Annotated in this window: 20 protein-coding genes; 15 read left to right on the top strand and 5 right to left on the bottom strand. The window is 65.8% G+C overall.

Annotated features, from left to right (window positions below):
- Positions 1 to 32 precede the first annotated feature (32 nt).
- Positions 33 to 305 carry an acylphosphatase gene (gene yccX / locus HOP53_RS04370; RefSeq protein ID WP_234244714.1) on the top strand — a complete coding sequence of 91 codons (273 nt, stop codon included), beginning with the start codon at positions 33 to 35 and terminating at the stop codon, positions 303 to 305.
- 3 nt (positions 306 to 308) lie between these two features.
- Here the strand turns inward: yccX and HOP53_RS04365 are convergent, their stop codons facing one another.
- The 3 genes from HOP53_RS04365 to HOP53_RS04355 are packed head-to-tail and all read right to left on the bottom strand — an operon-like array spanning position 309 to position 3142.
- On the bottom strand, positions 309 to 1253 hold the full coding sequence (locus HOP53_RS04365) for a nucleoside hydrolase (protein WP_234268863.1): 945 nt from the start codon (positions 1251 to 1253) through the stop codon (positions 309 to 311).
- A gap of 18 nt (positions 1254 to 1271) precedes the next feature.
- Positions 1272 to 2198 carry a ribokinase gene (locus HOP53_RS04360; protein ID WP_234268862.1) on the bottom strand — a complete coding sequence of 309 codons (927 nt, stop codon included), beginning with the start codon at positions 2196 to 2198 and terminating at the stop codon, positions 1272 to 1274.
- Entirely contained in the window at positions 2195 to 3142 is a 948-nt protein-coding gene (locus HOP53_RS04355; protein ID WP_234268861.1) for a D-2-hydroxyacid dehydrogenase, read from the bottom strand. Before HOP53_RS04355 ends, HOP53_RS04360 begins: the two co-directional genes overlap by 4 nt.
- A gap of 155 nt (positions 3143 to 3297) precedes the next feature.
- Here HOP53_RS04355 and HOP53_RS04350 point away from each other — a divergent pair, with 155 nt between their 5' ends.
- From HOP53_RS04350 to HOP53_RS04290, 13 genes are all read left to right on the top strand, one after another.
- The gene (locus HOP53_RS04350) at positions 3298 to 3570 is read left to right on the top strand and encodes an FmdB family zinc ribbon protein (protein WP_010628624.1); all 273 of its coding nucleotides are present in this window, start codon (positions 3298 to 3300) and stop codon (positions 3568 to 3570) included.
- 46 nt (positions 3571 to 3616) lie between these two features.
- The gene (aspS, locus tag HOP53_RS04345) at positions 3617 to 5395 is read left to right on the top strand and encodes an aspartate--tRNA ligase (RefSeq protein WP_234268860.1); all 1779 of its coding nucleotides are present in this window, start codon (positions 3617 to 3619) and stop codon (positions 5393 to 5395) included.
- 118 nt (positions 5396 to 5513) lie between these two features.
- On the top strand, positions 5514 to 6053 hold the full coding sequence (ruvC, locus tag HOP53_RS04340; RefSeq protein ID WP_234268859.1) for a crossover junction endodeoxyribonuclease RuvC: 540 nt from the start codon (positions 5514 to 5516) through the stop codon (positions 6051 to 6053).
- 136 nt (positions 6054 to 6189) lie between these two features.
- Positions 6190 to 6804 (top strand): Holliday junction branch migration protein RuvA, encoded by a 615-nt coding sequence (gene ruvA, locus HOP53_RS04335; RefSeq protein ID WP_234268858.1) that lies wholly within the window; start codon positions 6190 to 6192, stop codon positions 6802 to 6804.
- Positions 6805 to 6904: 100 nt separating this feature from the next.
- Entirely contained in the window at positions 6905 to 7942 is a 1038-nt protein-coding gene (gene ruvB, locus HOP53_RS04330; protein ID WP_234268857.1) for a Holliday junction branch migration DNA helicase RuvB, read from the top strand.
- Positions 7939 to 8334 carry a tol-pal system-associated acyl-CoA thioesterase gene (gene ybgC / locus HOP53_RS04325; protein ID WP_338073289.1) on the top strand — a complete coding sequence of 132 codons (396 nt, stop codon included), beginning with the start codon at positions 7939 to 7941 and terminating at the stop codon, positions 8332 to 8334. Before ruvB ends, ybgC begins: the two co-directional genes overlap by 4 nt.
- Before the next feature lie 23 nt (positions 8335 to 8357).
- Positions 8358 to 9047: a protein TolQ gene (tolQ, locus tag HOP53_RS04320; RefSeq protein ID WP_234268855.1), complete on the top strand. Its 690-nt coding sequence runs from the start codon at positions 8358 to 8360 to the stop codon at positions 9045 to 9047.
- Between the two features lie 12 nt (positions 9048 to 9059).
- The gene (gene tolR / locus HOP53_RS04315) at positions 9060 to 9497 is read left to right on the top strand and encodes a protein TolR (protein WP_234268854.1); all 438 of its coding nucleotides are present in this window, start codon (positions 9060 to 9062) and stop codon (positions 9495 to 9497) included.
- A gap of 31 nt (positions 9498 to 9528) precedes the next feature.
- The gene (gene tolA / locus HOP53_RS04310; RefSeq protein WP_234268853.1) at positions 9529 to 10815 is read left to right on the top strand and encodes a cell envelope integrity protein TolA; all 1287 of its coding nucleotides are present in this window, start codon (positions 9529 to 9531) and stop codon (positions 10813 to 10815) included.
- Positions 10815 to 12104 (top strand): Tol-Pal system beta propeller repeat protein TolB, encoded by a 1290-nt coding sequence (gene tolB / locus HOP53_RS04305; protein WP_234268852.1) that lies wholly within the window; start codon positions 10815 to 10817, stop codon positions 12102 to 12104. The genes tolA and tolB overlap by 1 nt, the downstream gene beginning before the upstream one ends.
- Positions 12105 to 12141: 37 nt before the next feature.
- On the top strand, positions 12142 to 12678 hold the full coding sequence (gene pal, locus HOP53_RS04300) for a peptidoglycan-associated lipoprotein Pal (RefSeq protein ID WP_234268851.1): 537 nt from the start codon (positions 12142 to 12144) through the stop codon (positions 12676 to 12678).
- A gap of 36 nt (positions 12679 to 12714) precedes the next feature.
- Positions 12715 to 13485, top strand: coding sequence for a tol-pal system protein YbgF (ybgF, locus tag HOP53_RS04295; RefSeq protein WP_234268850.1), 771 nt, complete (start codon positions 12715 to 12717; stop codon positions 13483 to 13485).
- A gap of 27 nt (positions 13486 to 13512) precedes the next feature.
- Positions 13513 to 14271: a YciK family oxidoreductase gene (locus HOP53_RS04290; RefSeq protein ID WP_234268849.1), complete on the top strand. Its 759-nt coding sequence runs from the start codon at positions 13513 to 13515 to the stop codon at positions 14269 to 14271.
- Positions 14272 to 14298: 27 nt separating this feature from the next.
- Here the strand turns inward: HOP53_RS04290 and HOP53_RS04285 are convergent, their stop codons facing one another.
- Positions 14299 to 14964: an HAD-IA family hydrolase gene (locus HOP53_RS04285; protein WP_234268848.1), complete on the bottom strand. Its 666-nt coding sequence runs from the start codon at positions 14962 to 14964 to the stop codon at positions 14299 to 14301.
- Positions 14961 to 15680 (bottom strand): bifunctional 2-polyprenyl-6-hydroxyphenol methylase/3-demethylubiquinol 3-O-methyltransferase UbiG, encoded by a 720-nt coding sequence (gene ubiG, locus HOP53_RS04280; RefSeq protein ID WP_234268847.1) that lies wholly within the window; start codon positions 15678 to 15680, stop codon positions 14961 to 14963. Before ubiG ends, HOP53_RS04285 begins: the two co-directional genes overlap by 4 nt.
- Positions 15681 to 15834: 154 nt before the next feature.
- Between ubiG and galU the strand changes: the two genes are divergently transcribed.
- Positions 15835 to 16725, top strand: a complete 891-nt coding sequence (galU, locus tag HOP53_RS04275) for a UTP--glucose-1-phosphate uridylyltransferase GalU (protein ID WP_234268846.1) — start codon at positions 15835 to 15837, stop codon at positions 16723 to 16725.
- Positions 16726 to 16730 lie beyond the last annotated feature (5 nt).

The raw sequence follows: 16730 nt of genomic DNA, 5'->3' as shown, positions 1-16730 counted from the left end.
GCGCACCCTTTTCAGTCAATGAGGAGACGAAAATGAGCAAACGCTGCGTGAAGGCGCTGGTGGCCGGCAAGGTGCAGGGAGTGTGGTATCGCCGTGCGGTTCAGGAGCAGGCGTTGCAGCACGGTTTGACCGGCTACGCCAAGAATCTCGCCGACGGGCAGGTCGAGGTGCTGCTGTGCGGCAATGGCGAGGCGGTCAACCAGGTGTCAGCGTGGCTGTGGCAGGGGCCGCCCAATGCCCGGGTCACGCACGTCGAGCTGGAAGCGCTGGAGTGCCATGACCCGGACAACTTCGTCTGCCTCTGATTCTTACCCTAGAGTGGCAGTGATCCACTCCACCACGGCTTCACCGTCCACTTCGAGGCACACTTCCGCCAGGGGTGTCTGCGACCAGCGCTCCTGGATGAAGTCGCGCCCTTCGGGGGCGAACAGGGTCTGACCCTCGGCCAGGCCCTCGGTGATGACCGCCAGATGCCCCGGAGCGGTGGTGAACAGCTCCGGGCGCAGCAGCCAGGCCAGCGCGCAGCTGTCGTGGGGGCAGCAGCCGTCGATGCCGAGGAATTCGCGATAGAAGTCACGATAGAAGGCGTAGCTGCCGGCCAGCACCTTGCCCAGCTCGCCCTGACCCGCCTCGATGCGCTGCATGTGGGCCGGCGTCAGCACGCAGCGATGGGTCACGTCGAGCCCCACCAGGGTCAGCGGCCAGCCGGCAGTGAGCACGCGCTGGGCGGCGTGGGGGTCGTTGAACATGTTGGCCTCGGCCACTGGTGTGACGTTGCCGCCCTCGCGGACCGAACCGCCCATGATCACCACCCGCTTGACCTTCTCGGTGAGCGCCGGGTCGAGCTGCAGTGCAGCGGCCAAATTGCCCACCGGCCCGACCGCGACCAGGGTGACTTCGCCGGGACGCTCGTTGACGGTGTCGACGATGAACTGCGCGGCGCTGCGCGGATCCTTCTTTCCCTTCACCTCGGGCAGTTCGATGTTGCCCAGGCCGTTGGCGCCGTGGATATGCGCCGGCGCGGGATGGCGCGGCTTGACCATGGGGCCGGCGGCGCCCTGGGCAACGGGTACGTCGCCGCGCCCTGCCAGTTCGCACAGCAGCAGGCCATTGTGGGTGGCGGTCTCGATGTCGACGTTGCCGTAGGTGGTGGTCAGGCCGAGCAGCTCGATCTCGGGATGACGCAGGGCGATGGCGATGGCCTGGGCGTCGTCGACGCCGGGGTCGGTATCGAAGATGATCGGGTGCGACACGTTGCCTCCTTGTGGGTGTCAGGCGCTCTGTGAGCCGGTGAGGTATCGCTCGACGTCGTCGCGCGATGGAATGCTGTCGGCGGCGCCGGGCTGCTGCACGCCGAGTGCGGCGGCGTGGGCGGCCAGCGCCAGGCAGTCGGGTACGCTGCGCTGCTCCTGCAGTGCCGCCATGAAATAGCCGATGAAGGTGTCGCCGGCGCCGGTGGTGTCCACCGGCTCCACCGGCAGGGCGGGCTGGAAATGGCGCTCGTCGCCGGACTGGTACCAGGCCCCCTCGCTGCCCAGCGTCAACACCGTTGCCGTCTGCGGCAGCCGCTTCTGCAGACCCTGGAGCAGGGCCTGGGCATCGCTGGTCTCGGGCAGGCCGGCCATCCAGGCCGCCTCGCCGCGATTGACGAACAGCAACTGGCAGGCGTCGAGGGGCAGCTCCAGCACCGTGTCGGACATCGGTGCGGGATTGAAGGCAACGGCCAGATCCTGCCTGCGCGCGCACTCGAGCAGCTCGGCCAGGGCGTTGCACTCGTTCTGCACCAGCAGCCAGTCGCCGGGCTTGGCCGCTTCGCACAAGGCGTCGCGATGCCGACGCGTGAAGCCGTGGTTGGCGCCGGGGAACAAAATAATGGCGTTCTCGCCGCGATCGTCGACCTGGATGATGGCGTGTCCGCTGGGCTCGTCCACCAGCTCCAGGTGGGTGACGTCGACCCCGGCGCGGGCCATGCGGTCGCGGGCCCAGGCGTCCTGCCGACCGAGGCGGCCCCAGTGGCACACCTGGCCGCCGGCCAGTGCCATGGCCAGCGACTGATTGGCCCCTTTGCCGCCGAGGCCGAGATGGTAACTGCGGCTGGCCAGGGTCTCGCCGGGGTGGACCAGGTGCGGCACACGATAAAAGTGGTCGAGATTGATCGAGCCGAAGTTGTGAAGATTGGAGTTGTGCAGCATGGTCATGCTCCATCCCGCTGGGCCTGCCAGCTGCGCAGGTTCTCGCCGGTGAGTGTCACGATGCGCTGGCGGGCCTCCGGTGTGATCCAGGCATTGTGCGGCGTGACGATCAGGTTGAGCGGCTCGGCCAGGGCATCGAGCAGCGGATGACCGTCACGCGGTGGCTCCGCCGGCAGCACGTCGACGCCCAGGCCGCCCAGTCGGCCCTCACGCAGTGCGGCAAGCGCCGCCTGTTCGTCGATGATGCCGCCACGGGCGCAGTTGACCAGCAGGGCGTTGGGCTTCAGCGTGGCGAGCAGGGCGGCGTCGACCAGGTGGCGGGTGGCCTCGGTGAGCGGACAGTGCAGGCTGATGACGTCGGCCTCGGGGGCAAGCTGGGCTATCCCGGGGCGTGAGTCGTTGCTCTCGTTGCCGGGACGGGCGGCAAAGCTGACGCGCATGCCGAAGGCTTCGCCGAGGGCGGCCACGCGGCTGCCCAGTTCGCCCTGGCCGACGATGACCAGGTGCTTGCCTTCGAGCTGCAGGGTGGCGTGGTCCATCAGGCAGAAGAAGGGGCTTGCGTTCCAGCGTCCGGCCGCCACGTCGCGCTGATAGAGCGGTAGCCGGTTGGCCAGCGCCAGGATCAGCATCAGGCTGTGCTGGGCCACGCTGGCGGTGCCGTAGGCCGTGACGTTGCGCACGGCGATGCCGAGTCGCTCGGCGGTAGCCATGTCGATGTTGTTGGTGCCGGTGGCCAGCACGCAGATCAGCTTGAGTTCCGGCAGTGCCTCGAGGGTGGCGGCATCGAGCACCACCTTGTTGACGATGGCCACCTGGGCGCCGGCCAGACGCTCGCGGCTCTGCTCGGTGGTGCTTGCCTCATGGACCTCCAGCGTCTCCACCTGCTCGCGAATGGCGGAGAGGTCGATATCGGGACCCAGGCTGGCGGCATCGAGTATCACGGCTTTCATGCTGAATTCCTTGTGTTGGTTCGCCGCGGCAGGGCTGGGACACGCCTTGCCAGGCACGTTATACTATCGGGCTTTCACGGCAGGCTTGGAATGTGCACCGCTCGACCCTATATCGCCGTTGGTTGCGCGCTGTCGAATCAGGAGTGAATTGAACCATGCCCATCTATGAATATCAGTGCAAGGCCTGCGGCCATCGTCTGGAGAAGCTCCAGAAACTAAGCGCCGCCCCTCTGACCGACTGTCCTGCCTGTGAAGCACCGGCGCTTTCTCGCCTGGTTTCCGCGGCGGGCTTCCGTCTGGCCGGCGGCGGCTGGTACGAAACCGACTTCAAATCCGGCAGCAAGAAGAATCTGGCCGGCGACTCCGCTGGCGGCGGCGGAGAGAGCAAAGAAAGCAAGGCGCCGGCCAAGGACGGCGCTGCGGCCTGACCGCGACCGACCCTTCAATCGATAACGTTACGAAACAGGATACGACATGCGCAGCCATTATTGCGGCCAGCTCAACGAGACCATGGTGGACCAGACGGTCACCCTGTGCGGCTGGGTTCACCGCCGCCGTGACCACGGGGGCGTGATCTTCCTCGACATGCGCGATCGCGACGGCATCGCCCAGGTCGTGGTCGACCCCGATACCGCCGAGGCTTTCGCCACTGCCGACCGTGCTCGCAGCGAGTACGTGCTGCGCATTTCCGGCCGCGTGCGTCTGCGCCCCGAGGGTACCCAGAACCCGAAGATGCCCACCGGCATGATCGAGGTGCTGGCCAAGCAGGTCGAAGTGCTGAACACGGCGGCCACGCCGCCGTTCCAGCTCGACGAACACGGCAAGGTCGGCGAGGAGGTGCGTCTCAAGCATCGCTACATCGACCTGCGCCGTCCGGAGATGATCGAGAAGCTGCGCCTGCGTTCGCGCATCTCGCATCACGTGCGCGCCTTCCTCGAGGGGCAGGGCTTCCTCGACATCGAGACGCCTATCCTGACCCGTGCCACGCCCGAGGGCGCCCGCGACTACCTGGTGCCGAGCCGCACCCATCCGGGCAGCTTCTTCGCGCTGCCGCAGTCGCCGCAGCTGTTCAAGCAGCTGCTAATGGTGGCCGGCTTCGACCGCTACTACCAGATCGCCAAGTGCTTCCGCGACGAGGACCTGCGCGCCGACCGTCAGCCGGAGTTCACCCAGATCGATATCGAGGCCTCCTTCGTCGAGGAGAACGATATCATGGGCGTGACCGAGGCCATGATCCGTGAGCTGTTCCAGGACGTGCTCGACGTGGAGCTGCCCGAGTTCCCGCGCATGAGCTGGGCCGAGGCCATGGACCGTTACGGCTCCGACAAGCCCGACCTGCGCATTCCGCTGACGCTGGTCGACGTCGACGACCTGATGAAGCAGGTCGACTTCCAGGTCTTCTCCGGCCCGGCCAACGCTGCCGACGGCCGCGTCGCGGCGCTCAAGGTACCGGGCGGAGCCAGCATGTCGCGCAAGGTGATCGACGACTACACCAAGTTCGTCGGCATCTACGGTGCCAAGGGCCTGGCCTGGATCAAGGTCAACGAGCGTGCCAAGGGTATCGAGGGGCTGCAGTCGCCGATCGTCAAGTTCATGGAGAACGTGATCGAGGAGTTGCTTGACCGCGTGGGCGCGGCAGACGGCGACATCGTCTTCTTCGGCGCCGACAAGGCCAAGATCGTCAACGAGGCGCTGGGTGCGCTGCGGGTCAAGCTGGGCGAAGACCTCAACCTCTACACCCGCCCCTGGGCACCGCTGTGGGTGGTCGACTTCCCCATGTTCGAAGCCGACGACGCCGGCCGCCTGAGCCCGCTGCACCACCCGTTCACCTCGCCCTCGTGCAGCCCCGAGGAGCTCAAGGCCAACCCGGCGGGCGCGCTCTCGCGTGCCTACGACATGGTGCTCAACGGCACCGAGCTGGGGGGCGGTTCTATCCGTATCCACGACCGAGAAATGCAGAGCACCGTGTTCGAGATCCTCGGCATCGGCGAGGAGGAGGCCCGCGAGAAATTCGGCTTCCTGCTCGACGCCCTGCACTACGGTGCGCCGCCCCACGGCGGCCTGGCCTTCGGCCTCGACCGCCTGGTGATGCTGATGGCGGGTGCGCGCACCATCCGTGAAGTGATCGCCTTCCCCAAGACCCAGAGCGCGGCTTGTCCGATGACGGATGCGCCGGGCGAGGTGAGCGGCGACCAGCTGCGCGAACTCAACATTCGTCTGCGCCAGAAGGCCAAGGCGGAAGGGCAGGAGTGAGTACGCCAGCCTGCTATGCGATGAACGAGACCGGCGCCCCAGTGGCGCCGGTTTCACGATGCCGCCAGGGTGGTCATGCCATTAGCGCGCGCAGTGCCCTCGTCAGGGAGAGCGTGTCGTGCTGATCCTCGGAATCGATCCCGGCTCGCGTATCACCGGCTATGGCGTACTCGACGTCACTACGCCCAGGCCGCGCTATGTCGCCAGTGGCTGCATCCGTTTGCAGGACGTCGAGCTGCCTCAGCGTCTGGCGCGCATCTACGCCGGCATCGCCGAGCTGATCGGCGAGTATCGCCCGGGGGAGCTGGCCATCGAGCAGGTGTTCATGGCCAAGAACCCCGATTCCGCACTGAAGCTGGGCCAGGCGCGTGGCGCGGCCATCGTCTGCGGCGCCAATCACGGCCTGGCCGTGCATGAATACGGGCCGCGCCAGATCAAGCAGGCGGTGACCGGGAGCGGTGCCGCGACCAAGGCCCAGATACAGCATATGGTGGTGGCGGTACTGGGGCTCGACGGTACGCCCCAGGCCGATGCCGCCGACGCGTTGGCCATCGCGCTGACCCATGCTCATGCCCGCCTGGGTCTGGTCACACAGGGCAGCTTCGGCGGTCATCGGACGCGTCGACGCGGAAGCTCCTGGCGCGACTTCCAGCCTTGAAAGGGCGTTGACGCTTTGGGCAAAATAATTTTCGAACACCGTTTGTGGTGGGCTGGTCAGCCGCTTGAGCGACCAGTATAGTGGCGCCAGGAAGGCCGTGCGCCTCAGACGTATTCGCATCGGGAAATAATGCCGAATGATAGGACGCTTGCGTGGCACCTTGCTCGAGAAACACCCGCCCTGGCTGGTCGTTGACGTGGCAGGGGTCGGCTATGAGCTCGAGGCTTCGATGACCACGCTGGTGGCGCTGCCCGGGGTGGGGGAAGCGGTGTCGCTCTATACGCACCTCACCGTGCGTGAAGACGCCCACCTGCTGTTCGGCTTCGCCCGCGAGCAGGAGCGGGCGCTGTTTCGCGCCCTGATCAAGGTCAACGGGATCGGCCCCAAACTGGCCCTGGCGATCCTGTCCGGCATGGATGAGACGGCGTTCATCCGCTGCGTGATGGAGGATGACGTCAAGAGCCTGACGCGTCTGCCCGGGGTCGGCAAGAAGACAGCCGAGCGCCTGGTCATCGAGATGCGCGACCGCTTCCCGCACTGGGAGCAGAGCGCCTCCGCCGATCCGGCGGGTATTGCCACGCTGCCCAGCGGCCAGCGCGAGCGCCAGGATCCGCTGGCCGATGCCGAAGCGGCGCTGGTCAGCCTGGGCTACAAGCCGACCGAGGCCGCAAAGATGCTGTCCGGACTGGAAGAGGGCTTGTCGACCGAGGCCCTGATCAAGGCGGCCTTGACCAAGCGGATGGCCGGGTAGGGCGCGCCTGGCGGGCCTCGACTCGATAGAAACCAACTGTCGTTTGATCGGAGACAGGGACTTTGGTCCTGAATTTTCATGAGCGCCGCGAGTGTTCGACATGATGCAGAATGATCGCTTGATCGCCGCCGAGGAGCGCGAGGGTGAGAGTCGCGTCGATCACGCGATCCGTCCCAAGACGCTGGCCGAGTACATCGGCCAGCCGCGCGTGCGTGAGCAGCTGGAAATCTTCATCAGTGCCGCTCGTGGACGTGACGAGAGCCTCGATCACACGCTGGTGTTCGGCCCGCCAGGCCTGGGCAAGACCACGCTCGCCAACATCATCGCCACCGAGATGGGCGTGGGCTTGAAGTCCACCTCCGGCCCGGTGCTGGAGCGTGCCGGCGACCTGGCCGCCATGCTCACCAACCTGCAGCCCGGCGACGTGCTGTTCATCGACGAGATCCACCGTCTTTCACCCGTGGTGGAGGAGATCCTCTATCCCGCGATGGAGGACTTCCAGCTCGATATCGTCATCGGCGAGGGGCCGGCGGCGCGCTCCATCAAGCTCGATCTTCCGCCCTTCACGCTGGTGGGCGCCACCACCCGGGCGGGGCTGCTCACCTCACCGCTGCGAGATCGCTTCGGTATCGTCCAGCGTCTGGAGTTCTACGACATCGAGGAGCTCACCGAGATCGTCGCACGCTCGGCCAGGCTGCTCGGTGTCGAGGCGGACCGTGAGGGTGCCCGCGAAGTGGCACGACGCTCGCGGGGTACGCCGCGGATCGCCAACCGCCTGCTGCGTCGGGTGCGCGATTTCGCCCAGGTGCGGGGCGATGGCCGGGTGGATGCAGCCATCGCCGATCAGGCGCTGAACATGCTGCACGTGGACCATCACGGTCTCGACCATATGGATCGCCGCCTGCTGCTGGCGATGATCGAAAAGTTCGACGGCGGGCCGGTGGGCATCGACTCGTTGGCGGCGGCGATCGGTGAAGAGCGCGACACCATCGAGGACGTGATCGAGCCCTACTTGATCCAGCAGGGGCTGATGATGCGCACCGCCCGGGGCCGGGTGGTGACGCGCCAGGCCTGGCAGCACTTCGATCTGGTGCCCCACGAGCAGGCGCAGGATGCCGGTGGTGAGGTGCGTCCGTGAGTGAATTTCGTTTGCCGCTGCGCGTCTACATCGAGGATACCGATGCCGGCGGCATCGTCTACTACGTCAATTACTTCAAATACATGGAGCGGGCCCGCAGTGAATGGCTGCGCCGTCACGGCTTCACTCAGAGCGAACTGCTCGAAGCCGGCGTGCAGCTGGTCGTGCACCGCCTCGAGTGCCGCTATGCCAAGCCCGCCCGGCTCGACGACGAGCTCTGCGTCACCGCGACCGTCGAATCGAGCGGACGCTGTCGGCTGAGTTTCGCTCAGTCGGTGCAGCGTGATGGGGAACCCTTATGTGAAGCGCGTGTCGACATCGCCTGTCTGGATGCCGAACGCCTCAAACCCAGACCCTGGCCGTCGGCACTCGCCGCGGTTCTCAATGCTTGAATGCAAGATCAGCGAGGATGCCCGTGAACGACACTATGTCAATACCCCACCTGATCATGAGCGCCAGCACCGTGGTGCAGCTGGTCATGCTGATCCTGGTGCTAGGCTCGATACTCTCTTGGGTGGTGATATTCCAGCGTACTTTCGTGATGCGCCGGGCCCGTACCGCGCACCAGACCTTCGAGGAGCGCTTCTGGTCGGGTGTCGATCTCAACGAACTCTATCGTGAAACGCCGTCGGAGCAGGAAACCCAGGGTGCCGAGCATGTCTTTCGCGCCGGGTTTCGCGAATTCAACCGCCTGATGGCCAAGACCAAGAGCGCCGATGCCATCCTCGACGGCGTTCAGCGCAGCATGCGCGTGGCCTGGTCGCGGGAAGAGGAGCGCCTCACGCTGCACCTGGTGTTCCTCGCAACCGTGGCGTCGGCAAGCCCCTATATCGGCCTGTTCGGCACGGTGTGGGGCATCATGGGCTCGTTCCAGGCGCTCTCCATGGCTCAGCAGGCCACCCTGGCCACCGTCGCGCCGTGGATTGCCGAGGCCCTGATCGCTACCGCCATGGGCCTGTTCGCCGCTATCCCCGCCGTTATCTTCTACAACCGCCTGTCGTCCGAATCCGATCGGTTACTGGGCAAGTACGAGGACTTCGCCGAGGAGTTCCACTCCATCCTGCACCGCAATCTGCAGGGTCGCAGCGAAGCCGGCGCCGCCTGAGGGAGTCGCGACATGCATGGTCCTTTCAATCGTGGCGGCCGCCGCAAGCCGATGGGGGAGATCAACGTCGTCCCCTTCATCGACGTCATGCTGGTACTGCTGGTCATCTTCATGATCACGGCACCGATGCTGACCCAGGGCGTTCAGATCGAGCTGCCCCAGGTCACCTCGGAGCCCATCGACTCCCAGGAAGACCGCGATCCCATCATCGTGTCTGTGGATCGAGAGGGGGATTATTACCTGTCGATCGGCGGCGAAGAGATGGCCGTGGGTCTGGAGGAGCTCGGCGACCGGGTGCTGATTCTGCTCGAGCGTCAGCCTGGGACTCAGGTCATGGTGCGCGGCGACCGTTTCGTGCCCTACGGCGAGGTCGTGACCCTGATGAGTACGCTGCAGGTATCGGGCGTGAGCAACGTCGGGCTGATTTCCGAGCCGCCGCCGCGTGATTAAGAGCTTCTTGACCAGGACACTAGGAGACGTGATGGCCCGACGTCAGCGCGGCCCTTCGCGCAGTAATGACAAGCCGGTCGGCTATGGCGTGCCCACGTTGCTGGCGATCGGCCTGCACGTGCTGGTTGTGGTGCTGAGCCTGGTCACGCTGCCGCAGCGTCAGCCGGTCGATGCCGAGTCGACGTCGATCGTGCAGGCGACGCTGATCAGCACCGAGACCACCACCGACCAGGCTCAGCGTGCCGAGGAGGCACGCGCGCGTGCCGCGGCGCGACAGGCGGAAGAAGAGGCACGCCAGGAAGAGGAAGCGCGCCAGGCCGAGGCCGAAGAGCAAGCGCGCGCCGAAGCCGAGCGTCAGGCGGCCGAAGAGCGTGCCCGTGAGGCCGAGCAACAGCAGGCAGCGCGTGAAGAAGAAGCACGCCGGCTGCAGGAGGCAAGACAGGAAGCCGAGGCCGAGGCCCAGCGTCGAGCTGAGGAAGCCGAGCGTCAGTCACGGCTGCGCGAGGAGCAGGAAGCGGAACGTCAGCGCCAACAGGAAGCCGCGGAGGAAGCCGAACGTCAGCGTCAGCAGGAGGCTCAGCAGCGCGCCGAAGAGGAGGCGCGACGCCAGCGGGAAGCCGAGGAGCAGCGCCAGCGCGAGGCCGAGGAGCAGCGCCAGCGCGAGGCCGAGGAGCAGCGCCGCCGTGAGGAGGAAGCCCAGCGTCAGCGCGAGGCCGAGGAGCAGCGCCAGCGCGAAGAGGAAGCCCAGCGTCAGCGCGAGGCCGAGGAGCAGCGCCAGCGCGAAGAGGAAGCCCAGCGTCAGCGCGAGGCCGAGGAGCAGCGTCGCCGTGAGGAGGAAGCCCAGCGTCAGCGCGAGGCCGAGGAGCAGCGTCGCCGTGAGGAGGAAGCCCAGCGTCAGCGCGAGGCCGAGGAGCAGCGTCGCCGTGAGGAAGAGGCCCGACGTGCGGCCGAAGCCGCCAGCCAGGGGTTGGATCGCGCTATCGAGGGCGAGTCGGATGCCGTGGCCAACGCGCGTCAGGCGCAGGAAGCTGCCAATAGCTTCATCAATCTGGTGCGCCGCGCCGTGGAGCAGGCATGGGTGATCCCCCCCGGGGCCAGTGGCGGGCTTGCGGCCACGGTTCAGGTCCAGCTGGGTCCCTCGGGGGAGCTTTTTGGCGCTACCATTACTCAAAGTAGCGGAGATGGCAGTTTCGATCGCTCCGCTCTACAGGCTGTGGAAGCCGCCGCACCCTTTGGCGAACTGCGCCAATTGCCGCCGGCGGCACAACGTGACTTCCGCCAGTTCAATCTGCGTTTCACACCGGGAGATGTACGCTGATGAAAGCCCTGACGACCATCTGGTTGAGCGCCATGCTGCTGCTGTTCAGCTCGCTTGCCCAGGCCAATCTCACCATCGAGATCACGCGCGGCAGTGACCGGGCCACCCCCATTGCCATAGTGCCGTTCTCGGCCGACGGTGAAAGTCTGCCCGAGGATGTGGCCCAGATCATCAGTGATAATCTGGAGCGCAGCGGTTACTTCGCGCCACTGCCGCGCAACGCCATGTACGACCGGCCCAGCTCCGGTGATCAGGTGCAATATGGCCAGTGGCGGGCGCTGGACGTGCGCTACCTGGTAGTGGGTCAGGTCAGTCGTGCCGCCGACGGCTATCGCATTCGCTATGAGCTGATGGACGTCAGCGGCCAGCGCCGTATGCTAGGCGAGAGCGTCAGCGCCGGCAGCAACGAGCTGCGCAGCGGTGCGCACTATGTGAGCGATCAGATCTTCGAGGCTGTCACCGGGATTCGCGGTGCCTTCTCTACCCGCATTGCCTACGTCACGGCCCAGGGCACCGACCAGGACATGCAGTTCGGCCTCTACGTGGCCGACGCCGACGGGCACAACAGCCAGCAGGTGCTGAGCTCGCGTGAGCCGATTCTGTCGCCGGCCTGGTCGCCTGATGGACGCAAGCTGGCCTATGTCTCGTTCGAGACCGAGCGTCCCGCCATCTACGTTCAGGAGGTGGGTACCGGCCAGCGAGCTCAAGTGGCGTCGTTCGATGGCATCAACGGCGCGCCGGCCTGGTCCCCGGATGGTCGTCGCCTGGCCATGACCCTGTCCAAGGATGGCCAGCCGGACATCTATATCATGGACGTGGGATCACGCAATCTCGAGCGCATCACCAACAACTCGAGCATCGACACCGAGCCGGCCTGGTCGCCGGACGGTCGCAGCCTGATCTTCACCTCAGACCGCAGTGGCGGCCCGCAGATCTACCGCTACAGCTTCGGCAGCGGCCAGACCGAGCGCTTGACCTTCACCGGCAACTACAACGCCCGTGGGCGCTTGTCGCCGGATGGGGAGGCGCTGTTCCTGGTCCACCGCAGCAACAACGGTTTCCAGGTTGCGCGGCAGGATCTCGGTTCCGGTCGTCTTGTCGTGATCAGTGAGACCCGTTCGGATGAGTCGCCTAGTGTTGCGCCCAACGGGACCATGGTAATCTTCGCCACCCAGCAAGGTAACAGCGGGGTGTTGGGGGCCGTGTCGGCCGATGGACGGGCGTCCTACCGGTTGCCTTCGGCGCGTGGTGACGTGCGTGAACCCGCATGGTCACCGTTCTTGAACTAGTGGTACGTGTCATTCGAGTCCTTTGAGGAGTTTGACGATGCAATTCAAGTCACATGCCAGAACTCTGGCAATTGCCCTGTCTCTTGCCCTGATTGCTGGTTGTTCCAGCACCGGTGGCAGCCGTGACGGGTCCATGGATGGCACACGCGCCGATGGTGGCGTCGGCACGGGCACTGCCGGCGCCGGACAGGTCAGCGGTACCGGTGTCAGCGGCGATCGCGCCGGCCAGCAGGCCGACGGCCGTATCCCCGACGTTCGCACCATCTATTTCGACTTCGACCGTGACACCATCCGTTCGGAATTCGAATCGGTCCTGGTCGCACATGCCCGCTACCTGCGCTCCAACGGCAATGCACGCGTCGTACTGCAAGGCCACACCGACGAGCGCGGCACCCGCGAATACAACATGGCGCTGGGTGAGCGTCGTGCCAACTCGGTGAAGCGCTTCCTCGAAGTGCAGGGTGTCTCCCCGTCCCAGCTCCAGGTGGTCAGCTACGGTGAAGAGCGTCTGGCGGTCCGTGGCAACAGCGAAGATGCCCATGCCCAGAACCGTCGCGTGGTCTTTGCCTACTGAGCGAACTGGCGCCCATAAGCGCCGAGGGAGTAAAGCATGAGACACAGTCTGAAAAGGCTGTGCGGCGCGGGAGCCCTGGTGCTCCCGCTGTCCGTGATGAGCCTTGTCGAAGCACAGCAGCGCCCGATCGTGGAAGACCGCACCGCTCAGCCCCGCGGGTTCATGGAGCAGGCCGAAGTGCGTGAAGAGGCCGGCGGCAGCCTGGTGCTCTACAACCAGTTGCAGGACCACCAGCGCGAGATCCAGCAGTTGCGCGGTCAGATCGAGGAGCTGCGTCACCAGCTCGAGCAGCTGCGTAACCAGACCCGCCAGCAATACATGGACCTCGACGAGCGGATCAGCGCCGGCAGCGCCGGTATCCAGACCAGTCCCGAGATCGATCAGGAAGCGGCTCGCCAGGTGGCGCAGACGCCGTCTCCCAGCGGCACCAGCGCCGATGCGCAGGCTGCCTATCAGGCCGCTTTTGCCAAGGTTCAGTCGCGCCAGTTCGGCGAGGCCATCCAAGCCTTCGATGCCTTCGTGGTCGACTACCCCGACACCAACCTCACGGCCAACGGTTACTACTGGCTGGGTGAGCTGCACTCGGCGGAGGCCAACCTGGATCAGGCCGAGACTGCCTTCCGCACGGTCATCGACGATTATCCGCAAAGCAGCAAGGTGCCGGATGCGCTGTACAAGCTGGGCCTGATCAAGGCACGTCAGGGCGAGCTCGAGGAGAGTCGCGGCCTGCTCGAGCGGGTGCGTGACGACTATCCTGACAGTAGTGCCGCCGGCCTCGCCAACGATTTCCTGCGCCAGTCGCTGTAACGCACTGGCCCTGCCAAAGGAGTGAAGATGACCTGCAAGTTCGACTACGAGGCGCCCGCCGATCTGCTTCGCGATCGCATCGTCCTGGTGACGGGGGCCGGTGACGGCATCGGTCGCGCCGCGGCGCTGGCCTATGCCCGCCACGGTGCCACGGTGATCCTGCTTGGACGCACCATCGCCAAGCTGGAAAAGGTCTACGACGAGATCGAGGCCGCCGGCGGGCCTCAGCCGGCCATCTTCCCGCTCAATCTCGAAGGCGCCACGCTGAAGGACTACCACGACATGGCCGAGACTCTCGACAAGGAGTTCGGTCGGCTCGATGGCATTCTGCACAACGCCGGCCTGCTCGGTCGCATCACCCCGTTCGAGCAGTACAATCCTGAGCTGTGGGATCAGGTCATGCAGATCAACATCAACGGCCCGGTGTGGATGACCCAAGCGCTGCTGCCGCTGCTCAAGTCCTCAGCCGATGCTTCCGTGGTCTTCACGTCGTCGAGTGTGGGACGCAAGGGGCGTGCCTACTGGGGCGCCTATGCCGTCTCCAAGTTCGCCACCGAGGGCTTCATGGAAGTGCTGGCGGACGAGGTCGAGCACCTGGGCACGATCCGGGTCAACACCCTCAACCCTGGCGCGACCCGCACCAAGATGCGCGCCAATGCCTATCCGGGCGAAGACCCCCAGACGCTGCGCACCCCGGAAGAGATCATGCCGACCTATCTGTGGCTGATGGGACCGGATAGCAAGGGGTGTAACGGCCAGCGCTTCGACGCCCAGCCGCCCAAGTAAGCAAATGGCTGCAGCCTGCCTGGTGACTCAGGCAGGCTGAAGCAGTGCCTCCACCAGCGCTTCGCAGGTCTCGAACCAGAGATCGGCCGGCCACTGCCGGTAATCCTCACCCTCCTCGATGTAACCGTAACCCACGGCGACGGCGACCATGCCGGCGGCGCGGGCGGCCTGCATGTCGCGCAGGTGGTCGCCGATGTACCAGCAGCGGGCGGGAGCGACGTCCAGCCGTTCTGCGGCCACCCACAGCGGCTCCGGCGCTGGCTTGCGCTGCGGCAGGTCGTCGGCGCAGAGCAGGGCGCCCGGGGCCAGCCCCAGGCTTTCGATCAGCGGGGCGGCGTAGGCGCGCGGCTTGTTGGTGACGATACCCCAGGGGCGATGCTGGGTTTCCCACCTGGCCAGCAGCCGGTCGAGGTGGGGAAACAGGCAGCTCTCGTCGGCGACCGCCTGGCCGTAGGCATCGAGCAGGAACTGGCGCGCTTCGTCATGACCGTGATGGGTCTTGTCCAGACCCAGCGCCAGGGCGACCAGGGCGCTGCCGCCATTCGACACCTGGGCCCGAATCACCGGGTAGGGCAGCGGTTCCATGCCGTGATGGGCCCGCAGCGCATTCGTGGCGCGTGCCAGGTCGGGGGCGGTATCGACCAGGGTGCCGTCGAGATCGAACAGCAACGCTTCCGGTAGCGACGTGTTCATGCTTGCTCCCGCTGACAGAACACCAGGTAGTTGACCGAGACGTCGCTGCTGGAGAGGCGATAGCGTCGCGTCAGCGGATTGTAGACCAGGCCGCTCTGCTCACTAACGCTGAGGCCGTGCTCGCGACACCAGCCGGCCAGTTCGGAAGGGCGAATGAACTTGCGATACTCGTGGGTGCCGCGGGGCAGCATCCGCAGCAGGTATTCGGCCCCGACGATGGCCAGGGCGTAGGCCTTGGGGTTGCGGTTGATGGTGGAGAAGAACACTTGCCCGCCCGGCTTGACCAGGGCGGCGCAGGCGCGAATGACCGAGCCGGGATCGGGCACGTGCTCGAGCATCTCGAGGCAGGTCACCACGTCGTATTCGCCGGGTTGCTCGGCCGCCATGACCTCGGCGCTGGCCTGGCGATACTCCACTTCGACGCCGCTCTCCTGGGCATGCAGGCGCGCCACGGCGAGGGGCGCCTCGCCCATGTCGATACCGGTGACCTTGGCGCCGCGATGGGCCATGGCCTCGGCGAGGATGCCGCCACCGCAGCCGACGTCCAGCACCTTTCGCCCGGCCAGGCCACAGCGGGCATCGATGAAATCCAGACGCAGCGGATTGATGTCATGCAGCGGCTTGAACTCGCTCTGCGGATCCCACCAGCGGCTGGCCAGAGCCTCGAACTTGGCGATCTCGCCCTGGTCGACGTTGTGGTGGAAACTTGCGCTCATGTGATCTCTCCATGTCAATTGGGCTGGCACCCTGGCAACATTCTTTACCTTCGGTATCATGCGCTATTGTACCCGTAGCTGCCCGGGCTTTCCCATGATGGAATCTAGGACAGGCCCGGGAAGTTCCATTCCACCAACCGACAAGGAAGGCACCATGATTCGCAAGGCCATTCTGCCCGTTGCCGGATTCGGCACCCGCTGTCTGCCGGCTTCGAAGGCAATCCCCAAGGAGATGATCACCATCGTCGATCGTCCCGTGATCCAGTACGTGGTGAACGAAGCGGTCCAGGCCGGCATCCGCGACATCGTGCTGGTAACCCATGCCAGCAAGAGCGCCATCGAGAACCACTTCGACAAGCATTTCGAACTTGAGGCTACCCTCGAGGCCAAGAACAAGCAGGAGCTGCTCGATGAGCTGCGCGCCATCGTGCCTGCCGACGTCAATATCATCAGCGTACGCCAGCACGAACCGCTGGGGCTCGGTCATGCCGTGCTCTGTGCGCGACCGGTGATCGGCGACGACGAGCCCTTTGCGGTGCTGTTGCCGGACGTCCTGGTAGACGACGAAGGGCTTGCGCGCAACGATCTCGCCGGCATGCTGGATGCCTACCAGACGACCGGACGCTCGCAGCTGATGGTGGAGGAGGTGCCCTGGGACAGCGTGCACAAGTACGGCATCGTAAGCCCCGAGGGCGAGCCACCTGCTGCCGGCAACTCCTGCCCGCTGGCCGGCGTGGTCGAGAAGCCGCCTCGGGAGGAGGCTCCATCCAATCTGGCCGTGATCGGGCGTTACGTGCTGCCGGGCAGCATCTTTGCGCTGCTGGCCGAGACGCCGCCCGGGGCCGGCGACGAGATTCAGCTCACCGACGCCATCGAGACGCTGCGTCAGCGCGACGGCGTCGATGCCTGGCGTATGTGCGGCAAGACCTACGACTGCGGGCATCAGCTCGGCTATCTCGAGGCCACGCTGGTCTATGCCCGTCGCCATCCCCGTTTCGGCGAGGGGTTCCGCGAACTGCTCGCTCGCTATAGTCAAGCGGGGTAAGCGAT

Origin of the sequence: Billgrantia ethanolica, from assembly GCF_021404305.1 — a bacterium.
GTDB lineage: Bacteria > Pseudomonadota > Gammaproteobacteria > Pseudomonadales > Halomonadaceae > Halomonas > Halomonas ethanolica.
Note: the sequence above shows the minus strand (reverse complement) of the source record. Positions and strands in the feature narration are given on the sequence as shown.

Bases quoted from the DNA above. Each gene is read 5' to 3' on its own strand.
- yccX (WP_234244714.1), top strand. From the start codon at position 33: ATGAGCAAACGCTGCGTGAAGGCGCTGGTGGCCGGCAAGGTGCAGGGA.
- HOP53_RS04360 (WP_234268862.1), bottom strand. From the start codon at position 2,198: ATGACCATGCTGCACAACTCCAATCTTCACAACTTCGGCTCGATCAAT.
- HOP53_RS04355 (WP_234268861.1), bottom strand. From the start codon at position 3,142: ATGAAAGCCGTGATACTCGATGCCGCCAGCCTGGGTCCCGATATCGAC.
- HOP53_RS04350 (WP_010628624.1), top strand. From the start codon at position 3,298: ATGCCCATCTATGAATATCAGTGCAAGGCCTGCGGCCATCGTCTGGAG.
- aspS (WP_234268860.1), top strand. From the start codon at position 3,617: ATGCGCAGCCATTATTGCGGCCAGCTCAACGAGACCATGGTGGACCAG.
- ruvA (WP_234268858.1), top strand. From the start codon at position 6,190: ATGATAGGACGCTTGCGTGGCACCTTGCTCGAGAAACACCCGCCCTGG.
- ruvB (WP_234268857.1), top strand. From the start codon at position 6,905: ATGATGCAGAATGATCGCTTGATCGCCGCCGAGGAGCGCGAGGGTGAG.
- tolR (WP_234268854.1), top strand. From the start codon at position 9,060: ATGCATGGTCCTTTCAATCGTGGCGGCCGCCGCAAGCCGATGGGGGAG.
- tolA (WP_234268853.1), top strand. From the start codon at position 9,529: ATGGCCCGACGTCAGCGCGGCCCTTCGCGCAGTAATGACAAGCCGGTC.
- tolB (WP_234268852.1), top strand. From the start codon at position 10,815: ATGAAAGCCCTGACGACCATCTGGTTGAGCGCCATGCTGCTGCTGTTC.
- pal (WP_234268851.1), top strand. From the start codon at position 12,142: ATGCAATTCAAGTCACATGCCAGAACTCTGGCAATTGCCCTGTCTCTT.
- ybgF (WP_234268850.1), top strand. From the start codon at position 12,715: ATGAGACACAGTCTGAAAAGGCTGTGCGGCGCGGGAGCCCTGGTGCTC.
- HOP53_RS04290 (WP_234268849.1), top strand. From the start codon at position 13,513: ATGACCTGCAAGTTCGACTACGAGGCGCCCGCCGATCTGCTTCGCGAT.
- HOP53_RS04285 (WP_234268848.1), bottom strand. From the start codon at position 14,964: ATGAACACGTCGCTACCGGAAGCGTTGCTGTTCGATCTCGACGGCACC.
- ubiG (WP_234268847.1), bottom strand. From the start codon at position 15,680: ATGAGCGCAAGTTTCCACCACAACGTCGACCAGGGCGAGATCGCCAAG.
- galU (WP_234268846.1), top strand. From the start codon at position 15,835: ATGATTCGCAAGGCCATTCTGCCCGTTGCCGGATTCGGCACCCGCTGT.